This window comes from Aromatoleum toluclasticum ATCC 700605 (assembly GCF_000378245.1).
Classification (GTDB): Bacteria; Pseudomonadota; Gammaproteobacteria; order Burkholderiales; family Rhodocyclaceae; genus Aromatoleum; species Aromatoleum toluclasticum.
In genome coordinates, this window is record NZ_KB899494.1 from 385364 (window position 1) to 404044 (window position 18681).

Annotated in this window: 17 protein-coding genes; 16 read left to right on the forward strand and 1 reads right to left on the reverse strand. The window is 67.4% G+C overall.

All coding sequences use genetic code 11. The features are described from left to right. Positions 1–9: 9 nt before the first annotated feature. The 4 genes from cheB to F464_RS28135 all read left to right on the forward strand — a co-directional run bounded on the left by cheB (position 10) and on the right by F464_RS28135 (position 5993). Positions 10–1116: a chemotaxis-specific protein-glutamate methyltransferase CheB gene (cheB, locus tag F464_RS28125; protein WP_018989533.1), complete on the forward strand. Its 1107-nt coding sequence runs from the start codon at positions 10–12 to the stop codon at positions 1114–1116. Continuing rightward, positions 1113–2552, forward strand: a complete 1440-nt coding sequence (locus F464_RS0109330; RefSeq protein WP_026295874.1) for a hybrid sensor histidine kinase/response regulator — start codon at positions 1113–1115, stop codon at positions 2550–2552. Before cheB ends, F464_RS0109330 begins: the two co-directional genes overlap by 4 nt. Further along, the gene (locus F464_RS28130; protein ID WP_084600450.1) at positions 2549–5470 is read left to right on the forward strand and encodes an EAL domain-containing protein; all 2922 of its coding nucleotides are present in this window, start codon (positions 2549–2551) and stop codon (positions 5468–5470) included. Before F464_RS0109330 ends, F464_RS28130 begins: the two co-directional genes overlap by 4 nt. 61 nt (positions 5471–5531) lie before the next feature. Next, positions 5532–5993 carry a hypothetical protein gene (locus tag F464_RS28135; RefSeq protein WP_018989536.1) on the forward strand — a complete coding sequence of 154 codons (462 nt, stop codon included), beginning with the start codon at positions 5532–5534 and terminating at the stop codon, positions 5991–5993. A 42-nt stretch (positions 5994–6035) separates the two neighbouring features. On the opposite strand, the gene paaN is transcribed toward F464_RS28135, so the two are convergent. Then, positions 6036–7724: a phenylacetic acid degradation protein PaaN gene (paaN, locus tag F464_RS0109345; RefSeq protein ID WP_018989537.1), complete on the reverse strand. Its 1689-nt coding sequence runs from the start codon at positions 7722–7724 to the stop codon at positions 6036–6038. A gap of 327 nt (positions 7725–8051) precedes the next feature. On the opposite strand from paaN, the gene paaG reads away from it, so the two are divergent. The 12 genes from paaG to F464_RS0109405 all read left to right on the forward strand — a co-directional run. Beyond that, a complete protein-coding gene (paaG, locus tag F464_RS0109350; protein ID WP_018989538.1) occupies positions 8052–8903 on the forward strand; it encodes a 2-(1,2-epoxy-1,2-dihydrophenyl)acetyl-CoA isomerase PaaG in 852 nt (283 codons plus the stop codon). After that, on the forward strand, positions 8904–10436 hold the full coding sequence (paaH, locus tag F464_RS0109355) for a 3-hydroxyacyl-CoA dehydrogenase PaaH (protein ID WP_018989539.1): 1533 nt from the start codon (positions 8904–8906) through the stop codon (positions 10434–10436). After that, entirely contained in the window at positions 10429–10893 is a 465-nt protein-coding gene (gene paaI, locus F464_RS0109360) for a hydroxyphenylacetyl-CoA thioesterase PaaI (RefSeq protein WP_018989540.1), read from the forward strand. Before paaH ends, paaI begins: the two co-directional genes overlap by 8 nt. A gap of 106 nt (positions 10894–10999) precedes the next feature. Further along, positions 11000–12322, forward strand: a complete 1323-nt coding sequence (paaK, locus tag F464_RS0109365; protein WP_018989541.1) for a phenylacetate--CoA ligase PaaK — start codon at positions 11000–11002, stop codon at positions 12320–12322. 19 nt (positions 12323–12341) lie between these two features. Next, positions 12342–13343, forward strand: coding sequence for a 1,2-phenylacetyl-CoA epoxidase subunit PaaA (paaA, locus tag F464_RS0109370; protein WP_018989542.1), 1002 nt, complete (start codon positions 12342–12344; stop codon positions 13341–13343). A gap of 67 nt (positions 13344–13410) precedes the next feature. Continuing rightward, positions 13411–13698, forward strand: a complete 288-nt coding sequence (gene paaB, locus F464_RS0109375) for a 1,2-phenylacetyl-CoA epoxidase subunit PaaB (RefSeq protein WP_018989543.1) — start codon at positions 13411–13413, stop codon at positions 13696–13698. Positions 13699–13711: 13 nt separating this feature from the next. Beyond that, positions 13712–14473, forward strand: coding sequence for a 1,2-phenylacetyl-CoA epoxidase subunit PaaC (paaC, locus tag F464_RS0109380; RefSeq protein WP_018989544.1), 762 nt, complete (start codon positions 13712–13714; stop codon positions 14471–14473). 8 nt (positions 14474–14481) lie between these two features. Further along, positions 14482–14973 (forward strand): 1,2-phenylacetyl-CoA epoxidase subunit PaaD, encoded by a 492-nt coding sequence (gene paaD, locus F464_RS0109385; protein ID WP_026295877.1) that lies wholly within the window; start codon positions 14482–14484, stop codon positions 14971–14973. Between the two features lie 176 nt (positions 14974–15149). Then, entirely contained in the window at positions 15150–16232 is a 1083-nt protein-coding gene (gene paaE / locus F464_RS0109390) for a 1,2-phenylacetyl-CoA epoxidase subunit PaaE (protein WP_018989546.1), read from the forward strand. A gap of 37 nt (positions 16233–16269) precedes the next feature. Further along, positions 16270–16911, forward strand: coding sequence for a TetR/AcrR family transcriptional regulator (locus F464_RS0109395; RefSeq protein WP_018989547.1), 642 nt, complete (start codon positions 16270–16272; stop codon positions 16909–16911). A gap of 208 nt (positions 16912–17119) precedes the next feature. Continuing rightward, on the forward strand, positions 17120–18268 hold the full coding sequence (locus F464_RS0109400) for an ABC transporter substrate-binding protein (protein ID WP_018989548.1): 1149 nt from the start codon (positions 17120–17122) through the stop codon (positions 18266–18268). Positions 18269–18385: 117 nt separating this feature from the next. Beyond that, the coding region (locus F464_RS0109405) for an ABC transporter permease subunit (RefSeq protein WP_026295878.1) at positions 18386–18681 on the forward strand (296 nt) is incomplete at its 3' end.

The window sequence follows — 18681 nt, forward strand, 5'->3', positions numbered from 1 at the left end:
GGGCCGGCCATGAGCGGCGCTGCGCGGCGGCGGCCGATCCGCGTGCTGCTGGTCGACGATTCGACGCTCGCGCTCGAGATCGTCCGGCGCATGCTCGAACACGAGCCGGCGATCAGCGTCTGCGGCACCGCGCACGACGGCGCCGAGGCGCTGGCGCTGATCCCGCGGCTCATGCCCGATGTCGTGTGTACCGACCTGTACATGCCCGGGATGGGCGGACTCGAGTTCACCCGCGAGGTGATGGCCCTCCATCCCGTGCCCATTCTCGTGCTCAGCATTGCGGTTCAGCGCGAGCACGCGGACACGATCTTCGAGATGCTCGATGCCGGCGCGGTGGATATCGTCGCCAAGCCGCGCGGGGGCTTGTGCGAACCGTCCGCGGGGCTTGCCGGCGAGCTTGCGAGCAAGATCAAGGTGGCGGCGGGGGTCGTCGCCCTGCGCCGCCGTCGCCACCGCGCCGCGGCCGTCGCCGCCGAGCCGCTACCCCTTGCTGCGGCGCGTTCCGGCCTGCGCCCGCGCATCGTCGGCATCGCCGCTTCGACCGGCGGGCCTCAGGCGATCGAAACGGTTCTGCATCACCTTCCGCGCGATTTTCCGTTGCCCGTGTTGTGCATTCAACATATCGCAGAGGGCTTCATGGAAGGCTTGGTGCAGTGGCTGGCACGCTCCGCGTCGATTTCGGTGTGCATCGGGCAGGACGGTCGTCCGCCCTTGCCGGCGACGGCGTATTTCGCACCCGACGGCATGCACCTGGAGCTCGACGCGCACGGATGCCTGCGCTGCTCGCCGGAGCTGCGCGGCCAGCAGCATCGCCCGTCGGCGGACCTCGCGCTCGCGTCGCTCGCGCGCGTGCATGGGCGCGACGCGATCGGTGTGGTGCTGACCGGCATGGGGCGCGACGGCGCGGCCGGCCTCGCAGAGATCGCGGCGGCGGGCGGCGCGACGATCGCCCAGGATGAAGAGACGAGCGTGGTATTCGGCATGCCCGGCGCGGCGATCCAGAATGGCGCCGCGAGGCTCGTGCTGCCGCTCGGGCAGATCGCCCCGGCGCTCGAACGGCTGGCGCACGGCGAATCGCCCGCGCATCCGACTGTTGCCAAAGGACATGCACGATGACACCCGATGCCCCACCCCCGCCGGCAGGCGCTCCCGCCGCGCCCGGTCCGGTGCTGATCGTCGAGGACAGCCCGGTACAGGTGGAAATGCTGCGGCGCGTCGTGGAAGGGGCAGGTTACGAGGTGATGCTGGCCGGCGACGGTGCGGCGGCGCTGGCACTGGCGCGCGCGCGGCGTCCCGCGGCGGTGGTGAGCGACGTCAACATGCCGGTCATGGACGGCTACGAGCTGTGCCGGCGCCTGCACGGGGAGGCGGGCCTCGCCGATGTGCCGGTGATCCTGCTGACTTCGCTGGCCGATACCGGCGATGTCATCCGCGGCCTGAATGCGGGGGCCGACTGCTATGTCACCAAGCCTTATGACGAAACCCTGCTGCTCGCGAGCCTGCGATCGCAGATCGACGTGCCGCCCACGACGTCCGGGGCCGACGCGGGCCACCCGATGCGGCTGCGCATCGGCGACGATGTGCACGAGGTACAGGCGCGCGATGCACGCCAGCTGGTCGGTCTGCTCGTGTCGACCTACGAAAGCGCGGTGTACCAGAACCGCCAGCTGCGAAGCGTGCAGGAGCGGCTGCTCGCCGCGAACCGCGAGCTGGAGGATTCGAACCGCACCCTGGAAGCGGCTTATGCCGAACTGCGCGAGACGCAGTCGCGCCTCGTGCAGTCGGCGAAGATGGCTTCGCTCGGCGAACTGGTGGCCGGGGTGGCGCACGAGATCAACAACCCGCTGGCCTTCGTACTGAATCACCACGCGACGGTGTCGCGGGCGCTCGTGCAGATCGAGGCGGAGGCGCGGCCGCATCTGTCCCCGGAGCGCGTGCGCCTGCTCGACAAGGCGCGCGAGCGTCTCTCCGACATGGCGGGGGGACTCGAGCGCATCCGCGACCTGGTGGTCAAGCTGCGCACCTTCTCGCGGCTGGATGCGGGCGAGATCCGCACGATCGACGTCGAGGAGGCGATCGAGTCGGTGCTGACGCTGCTGCAGCACCGGCTGCGGGAGCGCATCCGCGTGACGCGCCGCTTCGGGCCGCAGTGCAGCCTGGATTGCTATCCGGGGCCGTTCAACCAGGTCGTGATGAACCTGCTCGCCAATGCGGTCGATGCGATCGACGCCGCTGCGCGCGAGGGCGAATGCGAGGGGGAAATCGCCATCACGACCTTCCAGGATGAAGAGATGATGCACATCGAGATCGCCGACAACGGCAAGGGCATGTCCGACGCGGTTCGCGAACGGATTTTCGAGCCCTTCTTCACGACCAAGGGGGTCGGTGAAGGGACAGGGCTGGGGCTGTCGATTTCGTTTGGCATCGTCCGGCAACATGGCGGAACCCTCGAAGCGTTCAGCGAGGAAGGCGTAGGCACGCGCATGCTGGTCCGCCTGCCGCTGCGGCAGACGGCGCCCGGCGCCGCGACGAACACGGGAGCGGAAACATGACAGCTAAGACCTCCTTTGCAGCACCGATGCCCGAGGCGCCGTTCGCGCCCGTCGGCGAGCGCCCGGTGGTGCTGGCCGTGGATGACGAGCCGCAGATCCTGGCGGCGATCGTCGATACGCTCGAGGACGAATGCACCGTCCATACGGTGCCGTCGGCCGAAGCCGCGATGGCCCTCATCCCGACCCTGCCGGAGCTGTCGGTGCTGCTGTCCGACCAGCGCATGCCGGGGATGTGCGGTGACGAGCTGCTCGCGCGGGCGAGGGGCATGTCACGCGCCGCGGCGATCATGGTCACCGGCTATGCCGATCTCGATGCGGTGGTGCGGGCGGTGAACCAGGGGCGCATCTTCGGCTATATCACCAAACCGTGGAACCAGGACCAGCTGCGCCTGATGGTGCAGTCGGCCCATGCGCATTACCGCCTGCAGCGCGAACTGCTCGCCGAACAGCGTCTGCTGCGCGAGTTCATGGACAACACCACCGATCTGGTCTCCTATCAGGACGGCAGGCAGCGCTTCATCCGCGCCAACCGGCGGTATGCCCAACTGCTCGGCTGCGATGCGCCGGAGGCGCTTGCCGGCCGTACCGTCGCGGAGCTGCTGCCGGATGCGGAACCGAACGGGCTGTGGGATCCGGCCGAACACGCGCGCGTGCTGTCGAGCGGCGAACCGTCATCCGAACAGTGTGCCCGCATCCGTATGCCGGGCTCGGAGGAGTGGCGCTGGTATTCGACGACGCGCGCACCGATCCGCAACGACCGTGACGAAGTGGTCGGCGTGGTCGGCATCTCGCGCGACGTCACCGACCGTCTCGGTGCGCTCGAAGCCCTGAGGCTGCGCGAACGGGCGATCGAGGCGAGCGTGAACTCGGTCACCATCGTCGACTGCCAGCAGCCGGACCTCCCTATTGTGTACGTGAACCCCGCATTCGAGCGCATCACCGGCTATCGCGCCGAAGAAGCCCTGGGGCGAAATCCGCGCTTCCTGCACGGAGACGATCACGACCAGCCCGGCCTGCGCGAGATCGGGATGGCGGTCCGCGAGCGGCGCCAGGGCCATGCGATCTTCCGCAACCACTGCAAGGACGGGCGGATCTACTGGGCGGATCTCCACATCGCCCCGGTGTGCGACGACACGGGCCGCTGCACCCACTTCGTCGGCATCCAGTACGATGTCACGGAGCGGCTGCGCTATCAGGCCGAGCTCGAGCGGCACGCCAATTTCGACAGCGTCACCGGGGTCGCAAACCGTAACCTACTCGACGACCGTCTCGCGCAGGCGCTGGTGAATGCCAATCGCCACCGGCGTTCGGTGGGCGTGCTGTCGATCGATATCGACCGCTTCGGCAGCATCGTCGGCTCGTTCGGCCATGCGGTGGGCGACGGCATCCTGCAACACGTCGCCGCCCGCCTCACGGCACTGGTCCGCGAGGGAGACACCGTCGCGCGGGTCGGCATGGACGACTTCGTCGTGGTGCTGGGCGATCTGGCCAGTGTCGACGCCGCAGCCCTGATCGTGCGCCGGGTTCTCGACGACATTGCCATTCCGTTCGTTGTCGAGGGCCACGAGCTTGCCGTGACCGCAAGCGTGGGCGTGTGCATCTACCCCGGCGACGGCGACAGTCCGGCCGTGTTGCTGCAGCATGCCAACATCGCGCGGCTCGAAGCACGCAGCGCCGGCGGCAACCAGTACTGCTTCGATACCCCCGCGATGAATGCGGCAATGCTGCAGCGCCAGGCGCTCGAGCACGCGCTGCGCGGTGCGCTCGATCGCAGCGAATTCGTTCTGCATTACCAGCCGCGGGTGAGCCTGCAAAGCGGCGCCATTGTCGGCATGGAGGCGCTGCTGCGCTGGCAGCACCCGGAACTCGGACTGGTGCCGCCGATGGAGTTCATCCCGCTCGCCGAGGAGGCCGGCCTGATCGTCCCCATAGGGGAATGGGTGCTGCGGGCCGCATGCCGCCAGATCCGCGGCTGGCTCGGCGGCGGGATCGTGGTCCCGCCGGTGGCGATCAACCTCTCGGCCCGGCAGTTCCATTCGGGGCAGCTCGATCGCATGATTGCCGAGGCGCTGGCGGCAGAGGGCCTGGACGCGTCGCGGCTCGAACTCGAGATCACCGAGAGCACGGCGATGGTCGACGTCGACGACGCGGTGGCCACGATGCAGAAGCTCAAGACGCTCGGCGTATCGCTCGCGCTCGACGATTTCGGCACTGGCTATTCGAGTCTGGCCTGCCTCAAGCGCTTTCCGCTCGACTACCTGAAGATCGATCGCGCCTTCGTGCGCGACGTGACGACCGAGCCCGGCGATGCCGCGATCTGCATCGCGACGATCCAGCTTGCGCACAGCCTGCGGCTCAAGGTGATCGCCGAGGGGGTCGAGAACGAATCCCAGATGGAATATCTGCGGCGGCGCGGATGCGACGAGATGCAGGGTTATTACTTCAGCCGGCCGGTGGACGGCGAGGCGCTCGCGGCGATGTTGCGCGACAGGGGGCGCATGAACCTCGCCTCCGCGGTCAAGGATGCGCCTGAGCGGACGCTGCTGCTGGTCGATGACGAACCGCACGTCCTGAACGCGCTCAAACGCCTGCTGCGCCGCGACGGCTATCGCATCCTGACCGCCGAGTCGGCCCAGGAGGGGCTCGAAATCCTCGCCAGACATCCGGTGCACGTCCTGCTCTCCGACGAGCGCATGCCGGGCATGAACGGCAGCGAGTTCCTCATGCGCGTGAAGGACCTGCACCCCGGGACGGTGCGCATGGTGCTCTCGGGGTACGCCAATGTCGATGCAATAACGCGTGCGATCAATAACGGGGCGGTGAGCAAGTTCCTGCTCAAGCCGTGGGATGATGACGAACTGCGCGTCACGATCCGTGAAGCGTTTGCGCGCGCCTGCAGCGACGAAGCGCAAATATAGATCGCAGGCAGGCTCGCCTCAGGCACGCGCGGCCCGAGTGAGCGCATTCAGGGCACAAGGCATGGTGGGCACGATCCGGGACGGGCAGGAAGTCGGTATCGACGCGGGGCTTTACGCCGGCTTGCGGGAGCTTGCCGCGGGCACGTTCCCGAAGCGCTGCGCCACCTGCGGCCGCAGCTATCGCGACGCCGACGATTACATTGCGCAGACGCAGCGGGTGGGCAGCGGCCGCAGCGGCCTCAAGCAGGCGGTGGACGACGACGGCCAGGTGATCGTCGAGTTGTTCCGCAATTGCGTGTGCGGCTCGACCCTGATGGACTGCTTCCGCGACCGCCGCGATACCAGCGAGGCGGGACTGCGGCGCCGGGCGCGTTTCGGCGAACTGATTGAGATCCTGGTGGCACAGGGGCTCGAGCGGGAACGGGCGCATGCCGAATTGCTCAAGGTCCTGCGCGGGGAGCCCAGCGCGATCCTGAAGGCGGAACCGCGCAGCACGGCGGGCACTCCGGGAAAACCGGAATGAGCCGACGGCTCCGCGTGAATGCGGAGCCGTCGGCCTTGCTGCTTACTCGACGTGATAGCGCCGCTGCACGACGCGGAAGCGGTTCGCGACGAAGGCGCTGTCGGACAGGCTCGCGTTCGCGGCCGGGTTCATGCCGACGCCGTGGAAGTCGGAGAAGCCCGCCGACTGGTTCACGAACACGCCGCCGGTGAGGTTGATCGACAGCGCGACGCCGGTGCGCCACGTGGCCTCGGTCATCGCGTCGACGACCTCCGGCTGCGTCGAGTAGATGCCCACCGTGAGCGCGCCGTGTTCGCGCACGATGCGTTCCGACAGCGCAACCGCGGCGGCGCCGTCGGCGGTCTTCACGACGAAGGCGATCGGGCCGAAGCGCTCTTCCATGTAGGCCTTCTCGTCGGCAGCGTCGCACGCGAGCAGCACCGGGCTGCGCACTTCGGCGCCGGGGAACTCGGCGTGGGCTATCTTCGTCGAGGCGCGCACGACGCGGCCATGTTCGGGCGCCTCGGCGATGCGGCGCAGCGTGTCGGGCGACTGGATCGCGCCCAGCACGGCGGTCGCGACCGCCGGGTCGGCGAGGAACTTGTCGATGGATGTGGCGAGGTCCGCGCACACCTCGTCGTAGCTCTTGTGCCCCTGGTCGGTGGCGATGCCGCCCGCCGGCACGAGGATCGCCTGCGTCGTCGTGCACATCTGGCCGGAGTACAGGCACAGCGTGAAGGCGAGGTTCCTCAACATCGCCTTGTACTGGTCGGTGGATTCGATGACGACGTTGTTCACGCCGGCGAGCTCCGCATACACCTGCGCCTGTTTCGCGTGGGCGATGAGCCACTGGCCGAAGCTGTTGCCGCCGGTGAAGTCGATCGACTTCACGGCCGGGTGAGTCGCGAGCGCCTGTGTGGCTTCGTGCTTGTCGAAGGCCGCGAGCGTGACGAGGTTGGGGTCCAGGCCGGCCTCGGCGAGCACTTCGCGCGCGATGCGCACGGTGATCGCCGCGGGCAGGATGGCGTTCTGGTGCGGCTTGACGATCACCGGGTTGCCGGTCGCGAGCGCGGCGAAGAGTCCCGGGTAGGTGTTCCAGGTCGGGAAGGTGGCGCAGCCGATCACCAGCGCGACGCCGCGGCCGACGACTTCGAAGTGCTTCTTCATCTTCAGCGGCGGGTTCTTCCCCTGCGGCTTCTCCCACACCGTCTCGTGCGGGATGAACTTCATCTCGCGGTACGCGTAGGCGACGGCCTCGAGGCCGCGGTCCTGTGCGTGCGGGCCGCCGGCCTGGAAGGCCATCATCCAGCCCTGGCCGGTGGTGAGCATCACCGCGTGGGCGATCTCGAAGCTGCGCTTGTTCAGACGGTCGAGGATCTCCAGGCACACGCCGGCGCGGCCCTGCGCGCCGATGCGCTGCCAGCCGGGTATCGCGGCCTGCGCGGCGGCGATCAGCGCGTCGGCGTCGCACACCGGGTAACGTACGCCCAGTTCCACGCCGTAGGGCGAACGCTCGCTCGCCATCGAGCCGCTGCGGCCGGGCTGGTCGAGGGCGAAATCCTGGCCGAAAGTGGCCTCGACGGCGCGGCGGCCGTCTTCCTGTGCCGTCTCGCCGTACACCTTGGGACTGGGCATCTCGGGGTAGGGCGTCCAGAAGCCGCGGGCGTGGATCGCCTGGACGGCGGCTTCGAGGGTGGCGTGGTGCTTGTCGAACAGCTGGGCGGGCGTGGTGCTGGACGCGGCGTGGGACATCGAGGGTCTCCTCTGGTGGCGGGTCGGGGCTTCTGCGGCCCCTGCGGATCGGTGGTGCTGACCTAGTTATAGCGGGCGGCGCATTGCTGCGCTGCGGGGAAACTTGTCAAGCAAAAAACTGTTGTCTTTTGATCTGGATCAAGCTTACTATTGATTGACCGGTCGGTCAAACAAAGGCCGGGCTACAAAGAAAGCTCGGAATACCGGGCGCTGACCCCCGCCGACAGGAGGCCTCGAAGCCTGCCGGGCGATCCGAAGAAGGAGACTCTGCAGAAGCGCCGCGTGAAGCATGTGGGGCGTTTGTGCAGAGGGATGACAGGAGGAGACATGAGCAGCAGCGAGTTTGGCAACAGCGAGGTGGGCAGCAGCGGTTGGAACATGCAGGGCGAGACGATCCGCCTCGATGTGGTCGAAGGCGTCGCGACGCTGACGCTGAACCGACCGGACCGGCTGAATTCCTTCACGAGCCTGATGCACGAGGAGGTGCGTGAGGCGCTGGCGAAGGTGAAGGCAGGCCGCGCCGCGGGTGTCGTGCGCGTGCTGGTGCTGACTGGCGCCGGGCGCGGTTTCTGCGCCGGGCAGGACCTGTCGGACCGCGCCGTGGCGCCGGGTAGCGCGCCGGTGGACCTGGGCGACTCGGTCGAGAAGAACTACAAGCCGCTGGTGCTCGCGTTGCGCGGCCTCGAACTGCCGGTGATCGCCGCGGTGAACGGCGTCGCGGCCGGCGCCGGGGCGAGCATCGCGTTAGCCTGCGATCTCGTGTTCGCGGCCGGCTCGGCGAGCTTCATCCAGTCCTTCAGCAAGCTCGGCGTGGTGCCGGATACCGGCGGCAGCTGGATCCTGCCGCGCCTCGTGGGGCCGGCTCGTGCGATGGGCATGGCGCTGCTGGGCGAGAAGCTGTCGGCCGAGCAGGCCGAGGCTTGGGGCCTGATCTGGAAATGCGTCGATGACGAGGCGCTGCTGCCGACGGTGCAGCAGGTCGCGGCGGGCCTCGCGAAAGGGCCGACCTTCGGCTACGCGAAGACCAAGCAGGCGCTGTGGGCGAGTTCGACCAACGACTTCGAGACCCAGTTGAACCTCGAACGCGACCTGATGACCGTGTGCGGCAACTCGAACGACTACCGCGAAGGCGTCGCCGCCTTCATCGGGAAGCGCACCCCGAACTTCAAGGGTGACTGAATGAGCTCACTCGGGAAGGACGTGAAGGTGCTGGTCATCGGCGCCGGCGCGATGGGCAGCGGTATCGCCCAGGTCGCGGCGCGCGCGGGCCACACCGTGTACCTGTACGACGGCCGCGTCGAGGCGATCGCCGCCGGGCGCGCGGCGATCGAAAAGGATCTGAAGTTCCTCGTGTCGAAGAACCGGCTCGATGCGGTCGAGGCGGAGGCGGCGCTGGAACGTGTCGTGCCGGTCGCGGCGCTTGCCGATGCGGCCGATGCGGGCCTCGCGATCGAGGCGATCGTCGAGAACATCGACGTCAAGCGCAAGCTCTTCGCCGAGCTGGAGCGCACGCTGGGCACCGAGGCGATCATCGCGAGCAATACTTCGTCGCTGTCGATCAACGCGATGGCGGCCGGTCTCGCCCGTCCCGGCCGGCTGGCCGGCCTGCACTTCTTCAACCCCGCGCCGCGCATGGCCCTGGTCGAAGTGGTGTCGGGCCTCACGACCGACCGCGAGGTCGCCGAGTGCCTGCATGCGACGGCGCGCGACTGGGGCAAGGTGCCGGTGCATGCGGCCTCGACGCCGGGTTTCATCGTGAACCGCGTTGCGCGTCCGTACTACGCCGAGGCGCTGCGCGTGCTCGCCGAGCACGAGGCGGGGCCCGCGACGCTGGACGCGATCCTGCGCGAAGGCTGCGGCTTTGCGATGGGCCCCTTCGAACTGATGGACCTGATCGGCCACGACGTGAACTTCGCGGTGACGAAGTCGGTGTTCGACGCCTTCTTCGGCGACCGCCGCTTTGCGCCCAGCCCGTTCCAGCAGGAGCTCGTTGCTGCGGGGCGCCTCGGGCGCAAGACCGGGCGCGGCATCTATGAATATGGCGAACTCGCCGCAAAGGCCGTCCCGCAGGACGAGCCGGCGCAGGACGGCGAGCCGCGCATCACGGTGGTCGGCGACATCGGTGCGGCGGCCCCGCTGCTCGCGCGCCTCGAAGCGGCCGGCATCGAGGTGCGGCGCGAGGCGGGCATGCACGGCAGGCGCGGCTGGATGCAGATCGGCGCGGCGCGCGTCGCGCTGACCGACGGGCGCACCGCGACCATCCGCTCGGACGAGGAGCAGGTGCCGAACCTCGTGCTGTTCGACCTGTGCCTCGACTACTCGACCAGCACCCGCATCGCGCTGACGCGCGCCGACCAGTGCGGCCTGGGCGCGCTGCGCGTGGTCACCGGCACTTTCCAGAAGGCAGGCTTCAAGGTCAGCGTGATCGACGACGTCGCCGGGCTGATCGCGCTGCGCACCGTCGCGATGCTCGCCAACGAGGCCGCCGATGCCGTGCTGCAGCGGGTGGCGAGCGCGCGCGACGTCGATACCGCGATGCGCCACGGCACCAACTACCCCAAGGGCGGTCCGCTCGCGTGGGCCGACCAGCTCGGCGCCGGCTTCGTCGTCGAGGTGCTCGCGAACCTCAAGGACCACTACGGCGAGGAGCGCTACCGCGTGTCGCCGCTGCTGCGCCGCAAGGCCTGCAACGGGGAGGCGATGTATGACTGAGGCGGGCTATCGCGACATGACCAACGGACTCGACCCGCAGGCCCTCGCGGAGCGCGTGCGGGACGTGATGTCGGAGAACGACCGCGTGCTGCACGCCAACGGCATCCGTTTCGAGGCGGTCGGCCCGGGCTACGCGAAAGTCACGATGACGGTGCGCGAGGAGATGCTCAACGGCTTCGACATCTGCCACGGCGGCTTCATCACGGTGCTCGCCGACTCGGCCTTCGCCTATGCGTGCAACAGCTACAACGAGCAGACCGTCGCGTCCGGCATCAGCCTCGATTTCATGGCGCCGGGCCGTCCCGGGGAGCGCCTGTGCGCCGAGGCGAAGGAAGTGTTCGCCGCCGGCCGCACCGGCGTGTACGACATCAGCGTCACCAACCCCAGGGGCGAGCTGATCGCTGTGATGCGCGGCAAGTCCTACCGGCTGAAGGGAAGGGCGGTCGTCGAGTTGTGAATTGAATCGCGTTTGACGCGGGTCACGCCGGCCTCCCCATGATCGGGGAATAATCCCGGCGTCCTACGAAACCCGCGCAAACGGAAGAAACCAGGAGGAGAGAGGAATGCCCGTAAAGACCCCGTCGCCCGGCGACCTGGAAGCGATCGAGAAGGCGAGCCAGGACGAGCTGCGCGCGCTGCAGCTCGAGCGCCTGAAGTGGAGCGTACGCCACGCCTACGAGAACGTGCCGCACTACCGCAAGGCCTTCGACGCCAAGGGCGTGCATCCGGACGACCTGAAGACGCTCGCCGATCTGGCGAAGTTTCCCTTCACCGCGAAGAGCGACCTGCGCGACAACTACCCCTTCGGCATGTTCGCGGTGCCGCGCGAGAAGATTGCGCGCGTGCATGCTTCGTCCGGCACGACCGGCAAGCCGACCGTGGTCGGCTACACGCTGAAGGATATCGACACCTGGGCCAACGTCGTCGCGCGTTCGATCCGTGCGGCGGGCGGCCGTGCCGGTGACATGGTGCACGTGTCCTACGGCTATGGACTGTTCACCGGCGGCTTGGGCGCGCACTACGGCGCCGAGCGGCTGGGCTGTGTCGTGGTGCCGATGTCCGGCGGCCAGACCGAGAAGCAGATCCAGGTGATCCAGGACTTCCGCCCCGACATCATCATGGTGACGCCATCCTACATGCTGACCATCCTCGACGAGATGGAGCGCATGGGCATCGACCCGAAATCGACCTCGCTGAAGGTCGGCATCTTCGGCGCCGAACCCTGGACGCAGGGCATGCGCGAGGCGATGGAGGCGCGCTCGGGACTCGACGCGGTCGACATCTACGGTCTTTCCGAAGTGATGGGGCCGGGCGTCGCCAGCGAGTGCGTCGAGAGCAAGGACGGGCCGGTGGTGTGGGAAGACCATTTCTACCCCGAGATCATCGATCCGCAGACCGGCGAAGTGCTGCCCGACGGCGAGGAAGGCGAGCTGGTGTTCACGACGCTGACCAAGGAAGCGATGCCGGTGATCCGCTACCGCACGCGCGACCTCACGCGCCTGCTGCCGCCGACGTCGCGCAGCATGCGGCGCATGGCCAAGATCACCGGGCGCTCGGACGACATGCTGATCATCCGCGGCGTGAACCTCTTCCCGACGCAGATCGAGGAGTTGATCTGCCACATGCCCCAGCTCGCCGCCCAATACCTGCTGGAGGTCGACAAGAAGGGCCACATGGACACGCTCACCGTGAAGGTCGAGCTGGACCCGGACGCGGTCGTCGGCCGGCATCCCGAGCAGAAGGAGGCGATCGGCGAGGAGCTCGCACATCGCATCAAGACCTTCATCGGCGTCTCGGCGAAGGTCGTCGTCGGCGAGCCGTTCTCGATCGAGCGCGTGACGATCGGCAAGGCGAAACGGGTCATCGACCACCGCCCCAAGGAATAAGAGAGGAGGAGACAACAGAATGTATACCCAAGCACTGGACATCCCGCAGCAGAACGTCGACAAGGCGCCGCGTGCGGTCGAGAATCCCGCCTACCAGGCCGAGTTCGACGCAAAGATCGACGCGGGCGGCTACATCGAGGCCAAGGACTGGATGCCCGAGGCCTACCGCAAGACGCTGGTGCGCCAGATCAGCCAGCACGCGCACTCCGAGATCGTCGGCATGCTGCCCGAAGGCAACTGGATCACGCGCGCCCCGACGCTCAAACGCAAGGCCATCCTGCTCGCCAAGGTGCAGGACGAAGGCGGCCACGGGCTCTACCTCTACGCCGCGGCCGAGACGCTGGGCGTGTCGCGCGACGAGCTGCTCGACGCGCTGCACACCGGCAAGGCCAAGTACAGCTCGATCTTCAACTACCCGACGCTCACCTGGGCGGACATCGGCGTGATCGGCTGGCTCGTCGACGGCGCCGCGATCATGAACCAGATCCCGCTGTGCAAGTGCAGCTACGGGCCTTATGCGCGCGCGATGGTGCGCATCTGCAAGGAGGAATCCTTCCACCAGCGCCAGGGCTACGACCTGCTGCTGGCGATGATGAAGGGCACCGACGAGCAGCGCGAGATGGTGCAGGACGCCGTGAATCGCTGGTGGTGGCCGTCGATCATGATGTTCGGCCCGCACGACAAGGATTCCCCCAACTCGGCGCAGAGTTCGCGCTGGGGCATCAAGCGCATCTCCAACGACGACCTGCGCCAGAAGTTCATCGATGCGACGGTCGAGCAGGCCAAGGTGCTGGGCGTGACGATGCCCGACCCGGAGCTGAAGTGGAACGCCGAACGCGGCCACCACGACTACGGTGCGATCGACTGGGACGAGTTCTGGAACGTCGTCAATGGCCACGGCCAAGGCAACGTCGATCGGCTGGCCGCGCGCGTGAAGGCGTGGGAAGACGGCGCCTGGGTGCGCGAGGCGGCGCTGGAGCATGAACGCAAACGGGCGGCGCGCGAGCATCGCGCGGCCTGACAGGATTATCCCGAACACACCGACAGAAAGGGCGGCCCCGGCCAGCCCTCATCAGAGGAGAAGAGACATGGAACGCAAGGAATGGCCGCTGTGGGAAGTCTTCGTGCGCAGCCGCAACGGACTCGATCACAAGCACTGCGGCAGCGTGCACGCCCCCGACGCCAAGCTCGCGCTGCAGGTCGCGCGCGACGTCTACACCCGCCGCCAGGAAGGCGTGAGCATCTGGGTGGTGCAGGCCGACCACATCGTCGCCTCGGACCCGGACGCCAAGCCCGAGCTGTTCGATCCGGCGGAAGACAAGATCTACCGGCACCCGACCTTCTACCAGCTGCCCGACGAAGTTAACCACATGTGAGAGGGCCGCAAAGATGACCACCCCCAACCCTGCACACATCGAATACCTCACGCGCCTCGGCGACAACGCGCTGATCCTCGGCCAGCGCATGTCCGAATGGTGCGGTCACGCGCCCGTGCTCGAAGAGGACATGGCGCTCGCCAACATGTCGCTCGACCTGATCGGCCAGGCGCGCATGCTGCTCGCGCACGCCGGCCAGCTCGAAGGCAAGGGGCGCGACGAGGACCAGCTCGCCTTCCTGCGCACCGAGATGCACTACCGCAACCTGACGCTGTGCGAGCTGCCGAACGCGGATTTCGGCCGCACGATGGTGCGCAACTTCCTCTTCGCGAACTTCCAGGTGCTGCTGTGGGAACGCCTGCTCGCGTCTTCCGACAGCGAACTCGCCGCGATCGCCGCGAAGAGCATCAAGGAAGCGCGCTACCACGCCCAGCACGCCGGCGACTGGGTCGTGCGCCTGGGCGACGGCACGGCCGAATCGCACGAGCGCACGCAGGCCGCGCTCGACTACCTGTGGCCCTACACCGCGGAGTTCTTCGCCGCGAACCCGAGCGACGAAGCCGCCGCCGCGGCCGGCTTCGGCCCCGCGTGGAGCGAGCTCGAAGCCGCGTGGGAATCGGTGGTCGTGCCGGTGCTCACCGAGGCGACGCTCACCGTGCCCGCGCGCACGCCCTTCAAGTCCTTCGGCAAGTTCGGCCGTCACAGCGAGCACCTGGGGCATCTCTTGTCCGAGATGCAGTACATGCAGCGCACCTACCCGGGCGCGCAGTGGTAAGTGCGATGATGCTGACCGAATCCCAGGCCTGGGAAGTCCTCCACGCCGTGCCCGACCCGGAGATCCCGGTGATCTCGGTGACCGAGCTCGGCATCGTGCGCGAAGTCCTTGCGCGCGACGGCGGCCTGCACGTCGTCGTCACGCCGACCTATTCCGGCTGCCCGGCGACCGAGGTGATCTCGCAGAGCATCGTCGACGCGCTGGTGGCCGCCGGGGCAGGGGTGGTCGAGGTCGAGACGCGCCTCGCGCCCGCCTGGACCACCGACTGGATCACCGAGCCGGCGAAGGAAAAGCTCCGCGCCTACGGCATCGCGCCTCCCGGAGGGGATGCGCCGGTCGGTGGCGCCCAGCCCATCCGTTTCGTCCCGCGCAAGCTCGCCTGCCCGCGCTGCGGTTCGACCGACACCACGCGCCTGTCGCAGTTCGGTTCGACGGCGTGCAAGGCACTGTACCGCTGCCAGAGCTGTCTGGAACCATTCGAGTACTTCAAGCCAATCTGAGAACTCATGAATAAATCTGCTGCGCTTGGCATCTCGCGTTCAGGCGGTGCTCGCAATCCTCACGTACTTGAGTACGTTCCGGTTGCTGTGCTCCGGCTGAACACGATCTGCCTGCGCTCGCGACGATTTCTTCACGAGTTCTAATCGCCAAGAGAAGCGATCGAGGAGACACAACTATGACGACGCACAGAACGCCGAAATTCCACCCCCTGAAAGTCGCCGAGGTGCGGCGCGAGACGTCCGAGGCGGTGAGCCTGCGCTTCGACGTCCCGGCCGAGCTCGCCGAGGATTACCGCTTCGAGCAGGGCCAGCACCTCAACCTGAAGGTCAAGGTCAATGGCGAGGAGCTGCGCCGCTCGTACTCGATCTGTTCCGGTGTCGATGATGGCGAACTGTGCGTCGCGATCAAGAAGATCAACGGCGGTGCGTTCTCGACCTGGGCCAACGACGGCGGCATCAAGGCCGGCGACGTGCTGGAGATCATGACGCCGGAAGGGCGCTTCCATACCCCGCTCGACCCCGCCCACGCGAAACACTATGTCGCGTTCGCCGCCGGCAGCGGCATCACGCCCATCCTGTCGCTGGTGAAGACCACGCTGCGCGCCGAGCCGCACAGCCGCTTCACGCTGGTCTACAGCAACCGCCGCCAGGCGAGCGTGATGTTCGCCGAGGCGCTCGAAGACCTGAAGAACCGCTACATGTCGCGCTTCACGCTGTACAACCTGTTCTCGCGCGAGGAGCAGGAGGTGCCGCTGTTCAACGGCCGGCTCGACGGCGAGCGCGTGCGCATGTTCCTCGACACGCTGATCCCCGTCGACACCATCGACGAGGCCTTCATCTGCGGCCCCGGCGGCATGATCGACGAAGTCGAGACCGCCCTGCAGGCGGCCGGCGTCGCACACGAGCACATCCACCTGGAGCGCTTCGGCGTGCCGGCGACCGCTCCCGAGCATCACGTCGAACCGGGTGACGCGACGCAGGCGAGGGTCACCGTGATCGCCGACGGCCTCAAGCGCGAGATGGAGTTCCGCGCCGAGGATCCGTCCATCCTCGATGTAGCGCTGCGCGCTGGCATGGACCTGCCGTACTCGTGCAAGGGTGGCGTGTGCTGCACCTGCCGCGCGAAATTGCTTGAGGGCAAGGTGCGCATGGACAAGAATTTCACCCTCGAACAGCCGGACGTCGATGCCGGCTACATTCTCACCTGCCAGGCGCACCCCCTCACTGATCGCGTCGTCATCAGTTTCGACGAGCGCTGAGCGCGCGACTGGCCCCGAATCAGGTACGACATCCGGCATGGCACGAGGCAAGGCACCCACTTTCGAACTGCAACGTGCGAGCATGCACAGGGCGGCGGCGGGCCTGTTCGCGGAGAAGGGTTTCCACAACGCTTCGATGGCGGCGATTGCGCAGGCCTGCGGCGTATCCAAGCCGCTTCTGTACCACTACTACCGCGACAAGGAACACCTGCTGTTCGACATCGCCGACAGCTATATCGACGAGCTGCTGGCGATCGTCGCGTCCGTGGAGGCGCGCAAGCTTGGCCCGGAGGCTCATTTCACGGAGCTCGTGACGCGGTTCATGGAGGAGTACGAGCACGCGCAGGACCATCACATGGTGCTGGTGCAGGATGTAAAGTTCCTCAGGGAGGAGCAGGCGGAGGGCGTCGCGGCGAAGCAGCGGCGCGTCGTCGCGGCCTTCGCCGACGCGCTCGCGCGGGTCGAACCGGGTCTCAAGGGGAGCAGGCTCGACAAGGCGGTCACGATGATCCTGTTCGGAATGATCAACTGGACCTTTACCTGGCTGCGCGCCGACGGCCCGCTCACCTTCCACGACATGGCGCCCATCGTCACCGGGATCTTCCTCAACGGCGTGCGCGGCTTGATGCGCAACGAGGACGCGAATGTGGCCGCGTCGCGGGTGGCGGCCGGTGCCTAGCACGTCAGTCGGACGCAAGCATTGGGGCCTATGCTCGGGACGCCACGCGGGCGGGAATTCGCGCGCAACATTGCGCTGGTGTGGCGAAAACGTGATTCAGATCAATAGTTGGACTAGCAATAGTTTGTATCGTAAGCAATAATCGCCGGACGTGACCGCGGCTTCCCTCAGGCCCGGTCGCCAATAAACTACGAGGAGGAGACACACCATGAAACTGCGCACTTCCCTGATGGCTGCGATCGGTCTGGCCTTTGCCGCGACCGCCGCGCACGCCGACATCAACGTTGGCGTGACGGTGTCTGCGACCGGGCCTGCCGCCTCGCTCGGCATCCCGGAAAAGAACACGATCGCGTTGCTGCCGACCACGATCGCGGGCGAGAAGGTGAACTACATCGTCCTCGACGACGCCTCCGATACGACCTCGGCGGTGAAGAACGTCCGCAAGCTGATCTCCGAAGACAAGGTCGACGTCGTCCTGGGCTCCACGATCACGCCGAACTCGCTGGCGATGATCGACGTGGTCGCCGAAAGTGCGACGCCGATGATCTCGATGGCCGCCTCCGCGCGCATCGTCGATCCGGTCGACGACAAGAAGCGCTGGGTGTTCAAGACACCGCAGAACGACGCGCAGATGTCGACCGCGATCGTCGAGCACATGACCAACAACGGGGTGAAGACGGTCGCCTTCATCGGCTTCTCCGACGCCTACGGCGAAGGCTGGTACGAGCAGTTCTCCTCGGTCGCCGACGCGCGCAAGCTGAAGTTGGTCGCCAACGAGCGCTTCACGCGCACCGACACTTCGGTCACCGGCCAGGTGCTGAAGATCATGGCCGCGAAACCCGACGCCGTGCTCATCGCCGGTTCCGGCACGCCGGCCGCGCTGCCGCAGAAGGCGTTCAAGGAGCGCGGTTTTACGGGCAAGATCTACCAGACCCACGGTGTCGCCAACAACGACTTCCTGCGCGTGTGCGGGAAGGACTGTGAAGGCACTTTCCTGCCGGCCGGCCCCGTGCTGGTGGCCAACCAGCTGCCCGACGGCAACCCGGTGAAGAAGAGCGCGACCGAGTACATCACCAAGTACGAGGCCGCCCACGGCAAGGGCAGCGTGTCGACCTTCGGCGCGCACGGCTGGGACAGCGGCGTGCTGCTTGCAGCCGCGGTGCCGACCGCGCTGAAGAAGGCCAAGCCGGGCACGAAGGAGTTCCGTGCCGCGCTGCGCGACGCCCTCGAAGGCCTGAAGGAAGTGCCCGCCGCGCACGGCATCTTCAGCATGAGCGCCAACGACCACCTGGGCCTGGACCAGCGTGCGCGCGTGATGGTGCAGATCCAGAACGGCGCATGGAAACTTGTCAAGTAAGGTCTTCCTGAGCTGAAACCGTGACGGCCGGGCTTCGCCCCGCGCCGCGCGGGGCTTTCATTCGTTGCTGAAAGAGTCGGGAGCGGCGCGAGCCGCTCCCGATAGTGGAGTTCGTCCATGGATTTCCAGATAGCGCTGTTGCTCGCACAGGACGGCATCACCAACGGTGCGATCTATGCGCTGCTCGCGCTCGCGCTGGTGCTGGTGTTTGCCGTGACGCGGGTGATCTTCATACCGCAGGGGGAGTTCGTCGCGTACGGCGCGCTGACTCTGGCCATGATCCAGACCGGCAGCGTGCCGGCGACGCTGTGGCTGCTGCTGGGCGCGGGCGTGCTCGCCGCCGCGATCGATGCGCGAGGCGCGCTGCATAGCGGCCAGAAGGGGCGCCTCGCGGGCGTGCTGGCGTGGAACGC

What these genes read in the sequence shown, in the direction of transcription:
- F464_RS0109400 (WP_018989548.1), top strand. Translation starts at nt 17,120, where the DNA reads ATGAAACTGCGCACTTCCCTGATGGCTGCGATCGGTCTGGCCTTTGCC.
- paaN (WP_018989537.1), bottom strand. Translation starts at nt 7,724, where the DNA reads ATGTCCCACGCCGCGTCCAGCACCACGCCCGCCCAGCTGTTCGACAAG.
- cheB (WP_018989533.1), top strand. Translation starts at nt 10, where the DNA reads ATGAGCGGCGCTGCGCGGCGGCGGCCGATCCGCGTGCTGCTGGTCGAC.
- paaG (WP_018989538.1), top strand. Translation starts at nt 8,052, where the DNA reads ATGAGCAGCAGCGAGTTTGGCAACAGCGAGGTGGGCAGCAGCGGTTGG.
- paaA (WP_018989542.1), top strand. Translation starts at nt 12,342, where the DNA reads ATGTATACCCAAGCACTGGACATCCCGCAGCAGAACGTCGACAAGGCG.
- paaH (WP_018989539.1), top strand. Translation starts at nt 8,904, where the DNA reads ATGAGCTCACTCGGGAAGGACGTGAAGGTGCTGGTCATCGGCGCCGGC.
- F464_RS0109395 (WP_018989547.1), top strand. Translation starts at nt 16,270, where the DNA reads ATGGCACGAGGCAAGGCACCCACTTTCGAACTGCAACGTGCGAGCATG.
- paaI (WP_018989540.1), top strand. Translation starts at nt 10,429, where the DNA reads ATGACTGAGGCGGGCTATCGCGACATGACCAACGGACTCGACCCGCAG.
- paaK (WP_018989541.1), top strand. Translation starts at nt 11,000, where the DNA reads ATGCCCGTAAAGACCCCGTCGCCCGGCGACCTGGAAGCGATCGAGAAG.
- F464_RS0109330 (WP_026295874.1), top strand. Translation starts at nt 1,113, where the DNA reads ATGACACCCGATGCCCCACCCCCGCCGGCAGGCGCTCCCGCCGCGCCC.
- paaB (WP_018989543.1), top strand. Translation starts at nt 13,411, where the DNA reads ATGGAACGCAAGGAATGGCCGCTGTGGGAAGTCTTCGTGCGCAGCCGC.
- F464_RS28135 (WP_018989536.1), top strand. Translation starts at nt 5,532, where the DNA reads ATGGTGGGCACGATCCGGGACGGGCAGGAAGTCGGTATCGACGCGGGG.
- F464_RS28130 (WP_084600450.1), top strand. Translation starts at nt 2,549, where the DNA reads ATGACAGCTAAGACCTCCTTTGCAGCACCGATGCCCGAGGCGCCGTTC.
- paaD (WP_026295877.1), top strand. Translation starts at nt 14,482, where the DNA reads ATGCTGACCGAATCCCAGGCCTGGGAAGTCCTCCACGCCGTGCCCGAC.
- paaC (WP_018989544.1), top strand. Translation starts at nt 13,712, where the DNA reads ATGACCACCCCCAACCCTGCACACATCGAATACCTCACGCGCCTCGGC.
- paaE (WP_018989546.1), top strand. Translation starts at nt 15,150, where the DNA reads ATGACGACGCACAGAACGCCGAAATTCCACCCCCTGAAAGTCGCCGAG.